The following is an 8,504-nucleotide window of genomic DNA, read 5'->3' as shown; positions in this document are numbered from 1 at the left end:
AGCTCACCGCCCTCGAGGCAATCGAGCAACTCCTGCTCGAAGAGCTGACGTTCCGGGAGAGCCGACGTATCAAGACCGCGCTCGTCATGGGCAGGCTTGGTGCCATCAAGACGCTTGCGGGCTACGACTTCGCGTTCCAGCCCTCGCTGGACAAGGCCAGGATCATGGCTCTCGCAGAGCTCAGCTTCGTCGGCCGGTGCGAGGTGGTCCACCTTCTCGGGCCACCAGGCACAGGCAAAAGCCACTTGGCGACCGCGCTCGGCGTCGAAGCCGTCAAGGCGGGCAAGAGCGTCTCGTTCATCGCTCTTGCCGATCTGATCGGCCTTCTCGCCAAAGCTGAACGCGAAGGGAACCTGGCGGCCAAGATCCGACACTTCTGCCGTCCGGCCCTGCTGATCATCGACGAGATCGGATACCTCCCAGTCATACCCGGCGGCGGAAACCTGTTCTTCCAACTGGTCAACGCGCGCTACGAAAAGGGCGCCATGATCCTAACCTCTAACCGCGGTTTTGCAGAATGGGGCGAGATTTTTGGAAGCCCCGTCGTCGCGACGGCACTCCTGGATCGCCTTCTCCACCACGCCATCGTCATCCAGATCGATGGATCCAGCTACAGACTTCGCCGGCATGCCGCCCTGCTGCCGGAGCAGGTCAGAACGACTTCGACGCTCGCGCCGACCGCCAGTGCCGAGCCCAGGCGGCGCGGCCGGCCGCCAAAGCAAGGAGGTGCCGCAGACCAGCTCACCTGACATCCCGCGTTCGCAAAGTGGGGAATTTTACTTTGCCACATGTGGGGAATTTTACAGTGTCATTGACAAAGCGAACATATCTCCGCCACCGCACCCGCCCCAACAATGCCAAGTGCCCTTGCGGTCGTTCACTTCGAAGCTTGGCGAGCGTTCATCGTGGAGCGGGCACAATCCGACCATTTCGGAAGGCCCCCGGCGATGCAGCTTCGTATAGCGCGCCACCAGATCCGACAGGTTGTGATGCGATTTGGCATCATCGACCAGACGCCGGAACGCATGGGGATCGGAAGGCGCGCGATCGGAGTATTTGCGGATTGCCTGTGTCATGCTCGCGCCTCTCGGGGCTCGCTGCGGCCTTCGTGGAAAGGCCGCGTATTGTTGTCGAGATAAGCCCAAAGCAGCGGCAGGCGTCGGTCGCGCCATGCCGCAAGAGCGGTCGCACGGGCCTTAGGGAGCGGTACGCCGCGGCAAAGCACCTCGGGTTGCTTCCACATGCCGAAGCGCCATTCCTGGACCGTTACTGCCCAGCTACCGGCAACGGTTTGGCGCAACAGTATCGTGCGACGCACTGCCAGCCGGGGAGCCTTGCCGACGCGGGCACGGTTCACGCGGGCATCTCGCCACCGCTCAATGCCGAAAACGCGGGCGGTCATGCTTCACCCGCCTTCGGTACGGACACCAAAACCGGGCGGCCTTTGGCAAGCTTGTCGATCAGACCAGCCCAGGCCGCGACTTGCTGCGGCTGCGTCTCGATTATCATGCCGCGCTTGCCGCCTACGGCGATGGCGGAACCGACCGCGTACAATTCGGGCAATGGTGCGCCTGCCACAATCACGAAAGCGTCGCTCGAGGCGATAGCCGCGTGCAGCGATTCTTCGTGGAAGCCGGCCGGCCCCATCGCACGCACCAGATCGTCGCCAATAAGCAAGATGGCGGGGCGCGCGGGCTTATAGGAAACCGCGAAGGGTGTTTGCCCCTGCGATACGATCAGCAACCCGGCGCGAAAGTCACGCACGGCTAGCAGGATCGGGCGGAAATGCGGGGGAGCTATGGCGATAGCATCGTCTAGGCGCGCGGTCGTCGCCCCTGCCTCATAAACGCTGCTCATGCCTTCGGCTCCAAGACAGACCAGACGATAGCGCGCTTGCCGGATGCGTTACGGCGGCGGTGGCCGCTATCGAAGATTCGGCCGGCGCTGCGTAGCTCGCTGGTGCGGGGCTGCGTCGCGGGGCGTGAATGGCCGATGCGCTCGGCTATTTCCTCGGCTGTCAGACCTGCGGGACACTGATAAAGCGCGCGCATAACCTTTTGACGAATAACGCGAGCTTCGGACGCGATAGCTTCGGCTGCCTCTCCGCTCGTCTCTGCCTGCCCCTTCGAGCCGGGGCGATCGTTATAGGGGCTGTCGCCACCGCAAAGGGCGGCGTTCCACCTGTCCACATATGATTGCGGGTCGCGCTCGAAACCGTTAAAGGATTCTGCGGAAGCGCCTGCAAAGCTAATCCACAGAGCCCGGCTGCCGTTGGTGGTCGGGTTTTGTTTGTCGGTCATGTTTCAGACCTCCCCAGTAACCGATGAGGGAAGGGTCTCTGCGGGCATGGGCTCGCCAGTAACGAGGGCATGTAGGCTCTCAACTGGGATGATCGTGCGACCACCTATGCGCGTAACTTTCAGGTGCCCGTCATTGATTAGTGCCCAAAGCTTGGTGCGTCCCAAGCTCGACGCCGCACAAGCCTCGCGAACACTGTAAGCCAGCTTCGGCAATTCTATGTTGGTCGTATTCATAATCCACCTCGGTCTGATTTGACACAAGGCGGTAATGCTCCCGTGGATCGGGGCTTAAGCGGGGGGATTGCTCATAAATATCGGCGAGCAATTACCCTACTTTGACGGGGAAGCGTCGAGCCGCTCGGGCAAAGCGGTCTTGACCTGCTCCGGGGTGGCTTTGCCGTGGTGGGCGAGCATCAAGCACCCGTTTACAAGCCTGACGAACGGCGGCCCTTCGTCTCTGACAGTGAATTTATAAGATGCGCTCGGCTTCTTGCCTGTCACCCTCGCCCATACTTCGGCTAGGTCAGCCACCAGCCCCGCCAAAAACGGGTCGTCTGGGCCTCGGCTGCGCGAGGGAAGGTCTGGGCTACCGGCTAAATTCCGGGCCAATGTTGAGCCCTCCAGATACGCCTGATATTCGTCTAGTGCCCCTCGCGCCCGCAATGCAGCGTGCCGCTTACGAAGGTCCGCCATCTGTTTTTCGGGTGTCTTAAGGGCGTCAACGCAAAATTGTAGATCATCGAAAAACGCGGAACGCCCCCCACGTTCTCGCTTGCTTTCGAAATGATCGGTTAGCGCTTGCCCGAACCGCAGCGCGTTCGCGTGATTCTGCTTTCCTACTTTTGCGGGTGACTTAAGCGACAATAGCGATAAGCGGTTAAGTGTATGTCGCAACGCCGCGGCGTGTTTTGCTACCTGCTCTAGTAGGTCATCCGCGCTCGGGTCCGCCAAGTCCGCGAAGCCATCGGCTGCTAGCTCTACCTCATAGCGATAGATTGCCCGCGCGATCCAAGGCCAAACGCGATCAGCCGGGGCACGGCGCATAGTGTCGCGCACGATTGCTTGCACCGCGGCGGCGTCATACTCGCCTAAGCCTTCCAGCATCCCGGCTGGTGGCGTTTCCTCGCTATGGGGCGGGTATAGGCCGCCAGCCGCCTCGAGTGCAGCCCAGGCCACCAGCGCGGCCGCTTGCCGGGGGGGGCGGGTATCAGGCAACGTGCGCCCGCCGCATTGGCGTGACAGTAGCGCCGGCTGCGTCGCCGCGCGCACAGAAGGCGGCCCAATCGGCCATCATCCGCCGCCGCTTGTCGAATAGATCGCCACGCCGATAGGCCGCCTCGGCTTTGTTGCCGATGACATGCGCCAACGCCATTTCGCAGACTTCGTGCGCGTACCCTGTCGACTCCGCAGCCCAATCGCGAAACGCCGACCGGAAGCCGTGAACCGTGCAATCGACTTCCATCCGCCGCAGCAGCATCGCCATAGCCATATTAGACATTTTGCCGCCCTCGGTGGCGGGGAATAGATGCCCCTTACCGGCAGCCTTGACGCTTTCGAGGATCTCCAACGCGCGGGGCGACAGCGGTATGCGATGCTCCCGCGCCGCCTTCATGCGATCGGCGGGGATCGTCCACGTTGCCTTGTCCATATCTACCTCTGCCCAGGTCGCGCCAAGCACTTCGTTTGTGCGCGTCGCTGTCAGAATTGCGAACTCGAGCGCTAGCGCGGCGAAGGCCTTGCGCTCGCGCAGATCGGCAACGAACGCGGGTACAGTCTCATAAGGCAGGGCCTTGTGATGGCCGCGTGACAGGCGAGGCCGCGCGGGAAGCAACTGCGCAAGATGCCCGCGCCACCGGGCGGGGTTTTCGCCCTCACGATAGCCGCGGGCCTTTGCCGCATCCAATACGGTTTCGATCCGACCGCGCACGCGGCTGGCGGTTTCCGGCGTCGCCTTCCACATGGGTTCGATGATTTGCAGAATATGCGCCGTGTCGATCGAGCTAACCCGCATATCGCCAACGATCGGATAGACGTAGCTCGCAAGCGTGTTGCTCCACTGTTGCCGATGCTTCGCGTTGCGCCAGCTCGCTTCGTTCGCGCCGATATAGGCCTCCGCAACGGCCTTGAACGTCACCCCGGCCACCTGTGCCGCCTGCGCGTCCGCAAGGGCCTGTGCGGCCTCTCTCTGGCGTTCTTCGAGCGGGTCTATCCCGGCCTTGACCTTCAAGCGCAGCGCCGCTGCTAGATCGCGCGCCGCCGATAGGGAAATGCCGTCCGGTCCAGCCGCGCCTAGCCCAATGTCACGCGACCGGCCTTTCAGCATGAACCGGAAAACCCAGGACCGCGCCCCGGTGTCTTTCACCAGCAAGTGAAGGCCACCGCCATCAGCGTGCCGACCCGCTTTCGCGTTCTTCACTTGCAGCGCTGTAAGCGCGTTGCTCAATTTGCGAGGCATAGCGTGTCCGTTCCCTAATCCGCTCCCCGATAGTAGCGCGGTTTTATGGGAACGTAAACGACACAGAACGGTAAATCGGAATGGGGACAAAGGCGGAAGTGTAGGTTTCCGTGGGGTTCAACGTATCGAGACGGTACAGTCCGGATTGAGGTTAGGGGGACACTCTCTCCGCCACGTCGCACCGTCGACCTTCGATGCACGTGCTGGATCGGGACCGGTGTTTACGGCGTTCTGTCTGCCTCGGCTATTGGCGGTGGCAGCGACACCGCTTCGATCGTGGAGTCCACCGGGTGGCACTCCCCGTGGCTGCACCAAATGATCGACGCAGCGGGCACGGCTACTGCGCAGGATCTTCCAACCGCGTCGGCGTGGAACCGACCTGGCTCGCCGTACCTGCTGATCGCGCTTTGCAAGCTCCACGCCGGGCATTGGCCAGATAATAACGGCGCTCACCCGGCGCCTAAAAGCAGCGGCCGGCCGACCGAAGCGATATCTGTCTAGCTCGCGAGATACGGGTCTACCGGTGGAAATCCAGGGACAGACACAAGAGGAACAGGCCGAGACGCCGCCGTTGCCAGCCACGCGTCCCCGCCCGCCCGATGACGGGTGGAGCCGTCACCCCGCGTCGCCACACGCCCATAGACCGGACCCTCACGATCCGTGGGCGCCCCGGCGAACATCATGGCGATGTTGCCGTAGGTACTTGGGTCACGGCCATCGAGGCTCAGGCGATCATTGAGATAGCAAGCGGTCGCCCATGCCGCTTCCGGACTGGGCGTCATCGCGATGATGCGCTTGCACCAGTACATCCGCAGGTTGTTGTGCATCCAGCCCTCGGCCAGGAACTGGCGCTGACACGCATTCCACGTCTCGTCGCGTGTCTCGCCCCTCAGCATGGCTGAAAGCGTCTCTTGGTCGGGGCGGAGGTCGCCGGCATGGTCGGTGAGTGTCTGGCGCGCCCAGGGGGCGATCCGGTCGTACCGTTCGGGCGCGTCGAGATGCCGCGCTTGATAGTGGAACCACTCCCGCCAGCCGAGCAACTCGTCGGCGAACTTGCGCTTGTGCTGTCCACCTGCGGCAGCGCCGTTCACTGCCGCCATGACCTCGCGCGGGCCAAGCACGCCAAAGTGCAGATAAGGCGAAAGACCGCTCGCGCTGTCGAGACGCGTGGCATCGTTCCGGTTGGACGCGTAGCCAGGCAGCACGTCTGCGACCAAGCGTGTGAGCCGCGCCTCCGCCGCGTTCCGACCCGCTGGATGCATCGGGGTGACCGGGACCGAATGGTCGATGTCGAGGCCGGCAATCAGGGTGCCCAGCTCGTCCGCGCGGAGCGTGTCAGGCGTGAACGGCAACGCTCCGGAATAGGCGGCGACGTCTGCGATTTCCTCGTCCCAGGCCGCCCAAGCGGCCCGCGCTGGCTCATGGCGACGCAGGAAAGCGGTCCGCCCCTGCACGTCGCGGCCGATGACCGCCGGTGGCACCAGACAGGCGGCATTCACCGCAAGAACGGGCACATCGACCCTTGCCGCCACGCGTTCCGACTGCCACCGCGCAACGAAGGTCGGCTGGTCTTCCACGACGATCGCCGCCGCCGCGACACCCAGCCGGTAAACCAGACCCTTTTCCCGTCGCTCGGCACGCTCGACGTGCTGGACGCAAGCCAGCCCGCGCTGGCGACATCCCTCCGCGAGATCGATGCTCGCTCTCAGGATGAAGTGGTGCAGCCGGTCCGACGCATACGGATAGTCCTCGCGGACACCGTGATAGACCAGCACCGGCAGGTGCAGCGCGTTGCCGAGGCGGACGGCTGCGTCGATAACGGGGTTGTCGCAAGCGCGCAGCGCCTGCTGAAGCCAGCACAGGACGTATCGACCGCCCTGCGCTGGCAATCGGTCGTTCAGCGGCCGAACGCGCGGTGCCTGGTGCCAGTCGGAAAGTTCAGCAAGCCGTCCAGATAGTGCCATCACAAACTCCGGCCACGTTGATGCCCCGTGGCCAACGCGGTCTTGTTATGCACATCCTGGCGCCAGCGGCGAAGATAGTCGCCAAAATAAGCGAACGTTCGTTTAGAAGCGTCCGCATCGCCGAGGTCCCGCCTCCATCTTTCGGCCACGCGGCACCCCGCCGAGCAAGCGCGATCGGCGGCTACGGGCCGATCCCGCCACGGCGCCTGGACTGATCGCCGCCACCGGCCGAGGCGCGAACTGGCGCCGATCGCCTTTCCCGTCGTTTCGGCACTTCCCCCGAACGCTGGAGGCGTGTCGACCTGCGAAACGTTCCGCATCCTATCGGGCTATGGCCTCACCGCGATGGGTTTCCAGTCCACGGTCGCGGCTCATGTCCAGGTCGCGGCGCTGCGCCGGGTCTATGGCGATCGCAATAACAAGCGCGCGGCGCGGCAGGAGGGACCACACCCTTGGCCGATACCGCGACGCGGCATCACCTTGCGCTACGGCTTTTCCGGAAACGTACGCCATGCGGCATCGCACCGCGCGGCAATGGAAGCCTGCTCGGTCGCTTGACCGGTAGGATCGGGCACCGCGCCGCCTTTGCCGATCAGGAAGCGGGCGTGCACGGTTTCCCATCGCGGTACCGCCGTGAACCGCACGTCGTCGAGCGCGAGCTCGAGCGTGTGCGCGGCGTCATAGCCATTGGCGATCAGCCGCCCGCCATCGCCATAAACCCGCCGCAGCACGATGCCGCGATAGACCGGGATCAGGTCGCCGCGCGCCTCCTTGTCATAGGCGGTGTAGATGTCGATCGGTCGTTTGCTGCCGCGAATGCAGACGTCCTCGTAATGCACGTCCTCGACCAGCCCGCCGCGGCTCGCATCGCTCTTGATGCGCAAACCCGAAGTGGTGCCGTCGAGCGTCAGCCCCTTGACCAGCACGTGCGCGACGCCGCCATTGGTCTCGCTGCCGATCGACATGCCGTGGCCCGAGTAGAAATGGTTGTCGAGGATCGAGACGTAACGCGTGCCGCCGGTCTTGCCCGCCTTGATCGCGACATTGTCGTCGCCGGTGCGGATGAAGGTCTTGGTGATCGTCACGTCCTCGCTCGCGCCGGGATCGATCCCGTCGGTGTTGCGCGCGTCGGCGGGCGTGTCGACGATCACGCCCCACGCGGTGAAGCCCTGCAGGCGATTGGCGACGACATGGAAATTGGGCGAGTTCGCCAGGCGCACGCGGTACAGCGTGAAGTTGCGCCCGCGATCGGCGACGATCAGGCGCGGGACGTTCTGATTGCCCTTCTCGACCTGCGCGCGGCGCGCGAGCTGCCACCAGGTTTCGCTTCCGCCGGGCATCGGCTGGCCGCCATTGCCCTCGATCGTGCCGTCGCCCACGATCGCGACGTCGGTCGCATCGGCGATGTGCAACAGCGGGCGACAGCCCTTGCCGCGCTGGTCGATCTTCCCGCAAGCGCGCTCGCCAATGTCGAACAGCGCCGGATCGGGGATCGCGGCGAGCACGGCAGCGCGATCGAGCCACAGCGTCGTCCGCATCGGCAGTTCGAGCGGCCCGCTGTCGTAGCGCCCTGCGCTCAGCCGCACCGCCTGCCCCACACAGCGCTTGAGCGCGGCCTGCAACTCGGCGGCGCGGTTGCCCGCTTTGGGCGTCAGCGTCTCGCACGCAGTCGCGGGCAGACGCGGCTCGGTCACCGTGCGGCGATCCTGTGCGGTGGCGGGAGCGGCGAGGATCAGGCTCGTCGCGGCAAGAATTGAATAGCGCATCGCTGCGTCCTTTACGCTG

10 protein-coding genes are annotated in these 8,504 nt (G+C 64.2%); 1 reads left to right on the top strand and 9 read right to left on the bottom strand.

Annotation, left to right across the window (positions count from 1 at the left end):
- The coding region (istB, locus tag QN347_RS03860) for an IS21-like element helper ATPase IstB (RefSeq protein WP_323493971.1) at positions 1 to 749 on the top strand (749 nt) is incomplete at its 5' end.
- Between the two features lie 51 nt (positions 750 to 800).
- Here the strand turns inward: istB and QN347_RS03855 are convergent.
- From QN347_RS03855 to QN347_RS03820, 9 genes are all read right to left on the bottom strand, one after another.
- On the bottom strand, positions 801 to 1,076 hold the full coding sequence (locus QN347_RS03855; protein WP_322163811.1) for a CHC2 zinc finger domain-containing protein: 276 nt from the start codon (positions 1,074 to 1,076) through the stop codon (positions 801 to 803).
- On the bottom strand, positions 1,073 to 1,402 hold the full coding sequence (locus QN347_RS03850; protein WP_322163810.1) for a hypothetical protein: 330 nt from the start codon (positions 1,400 to 1,402) through the stop codon (positions 1,073 to 1,075). Before QN347_RS03850 ends, QN347_RS03855 begins: the two co-directional genes overlap by 4 nt.
- Positions 1,399 to 1,857: a hypothetical protein gene (locus QN347_RS03845; protein WP_322163809.1), complete on the bottom strand. Its 459-nt coding sequence runs from the start codon at positions 1,855 to 1,857 to the stop codon at positions 1,399 to 1,401. Before QN347_RS03845 ends, QN347_RS03850 begins: the two co-directional genes overlap by 4 nt.
- Positions 1,854 to 2,300: a winged helix-turn-helix domain-containing protein gene (locus tag QN347_RS03840; RefSeq protein WP_322163808.1), complete on the bottom strand. Its 447-nt coding sequence runs from the start codon at positions 2,298 to 2,300 to the stop codon at positions 1,854 to 1,856. The genes QN347_RS03845 and QN347_RS03840 overlap by 4 nt, the downstream gene beginning before the upstream one ends.
- A 3-nt stretch (positions 2,301 to 2,303) precedes the next feature.
- A complete protein-coding gene (locus QN347_RS20965) occupies positions 2,304 to 2,534 on the bottom strand; it encodes a helix-turn-helix domain-containing protein (protein WP_416194500.1) in 231 nt (76 codons plus the stop codon).
- A 96-nt stretch (positions 2,535 to 2,630) separates the two neighbouring features.
- On the bottom strand, positions 2,631 to 3,404 hold the full coding sequence (locus QN347_RS03835; RefSeq protein ID WP_323493970.1) for a hypothetical protein: 774 nt from the start codon (positions 3,402 to 3,404) through the stop codon (positions 2,631 to 2,633).
- Between the two features lie 103 nt (positions 3,405 to 3,507).
- On the bottom strand, positions 3,508 to 4,743 hold the full coding sequence (locus QN347_RS03830) for a tyrosine-type recombinase/integrase (protein ID WP_323493969.1): 1,236 nt from the start codon (positions 4,741 to 4,743) through the stop codon (positions 3,508 to 3,510).
- A 509-nt stretch (positions 4,744 to 5,252) separates the two neighbouring features.
- Positions 5,253 to 6,719, bottom strand: coding sequence for a deoxyribodipyrimidine photo-lyase (locus tag QN347_RS03825; protein WP_322163805.1), 1,467 nt, complete (start codon positions 6,717 to 6,719; stop codon positions 5,253 to 5,255).
- 485 nt (positions 6,720 to 7,204) lie between these two features.
- Positions 7,205 to 8,485, bottom strand: a complete 1,281-nt coding sequence (locus QN347_RS03820) for a glycoside hydrolase family 28 protein (protein ID WP_322163804.1) — start codon at positions 8,483 to 8,485, stop codon at positions 7,205 to 7,207.
- Between the last annotated feature and the right edge of the window lie 19 nt (positions 8,486 to 8,504).

Source organism: Sphingomonas sp. 10B4, from assembly GCF_035019905.1.
Lineage (GTDB): Bacteria > Pseudomonadota > Alphaproteobacteria > Sphingomonadales > Sphingomonadaceae > Sphingomonas > Sphingomonas glacialis.
This window is presented reverse-complemented; position numbering and strand designations above follow the sequence as displayed.

Bases quoted from the DNA above. Each gene is read 5' to 3' on its own strand.
- QN347_RS03840 (WP_322163808.1), bottom strand. From the start codon at position 2,300: ATGACCGACAAACAAAACCCGACCACCAACGGCAGCCGGGCTCTGTGG.
- QN347_RS20965 (WP_416194500.1), bottom strand. From the start codon at position 2,534: ATGAATACGACCAACATAGAATTGCCGAAGCTGGCTTACAGTGTTCGC.
- QN347_RS03835 (WP_323493970.1), bottom strand. From the start codon at position 3,404: ATGCTGGAAGGCTTAGGCGAGTATGACGCCGCCGCGGTGCAAGCAATC.
- QN347_RS03845 (WP_322163809.1), bottom strand. From the start codon at position 1,857: ATGAGCAGCGTTTATGAGGCAGGGGCGACGACCGCGCGCCTAGACGAT.
- QN347_RS03820 (WP_322163804.1), bottom strand. From the start codon at position 8,485: ATGCGCTATTCAATTCTTGCCGCGACGAGCCTGATCCTCGCCGCTCCC.
- QN347_RS03850 (WP_322163810.1), bottom strand. From the start codon at position 1,402: ATGACCGCCCGCGTTTTCGGCATTGAGCGGTGGCGAGATGCCCGCGTG.
- QN347_RS03855 (WP_322163811.1), bottom strand. From the start codon at position 1,076: ATGACACAGGCAATCCGCAAATACTCCGATCGCGCGCCTTCCGATCCC.
- QN347_RS03825 (WP_322163805.1), bottom strand. From the start codon at position 6,719: ATGGCACTATCTGGACGGCTTGCTGAACTTTCCGACTGGCACCAGGCA.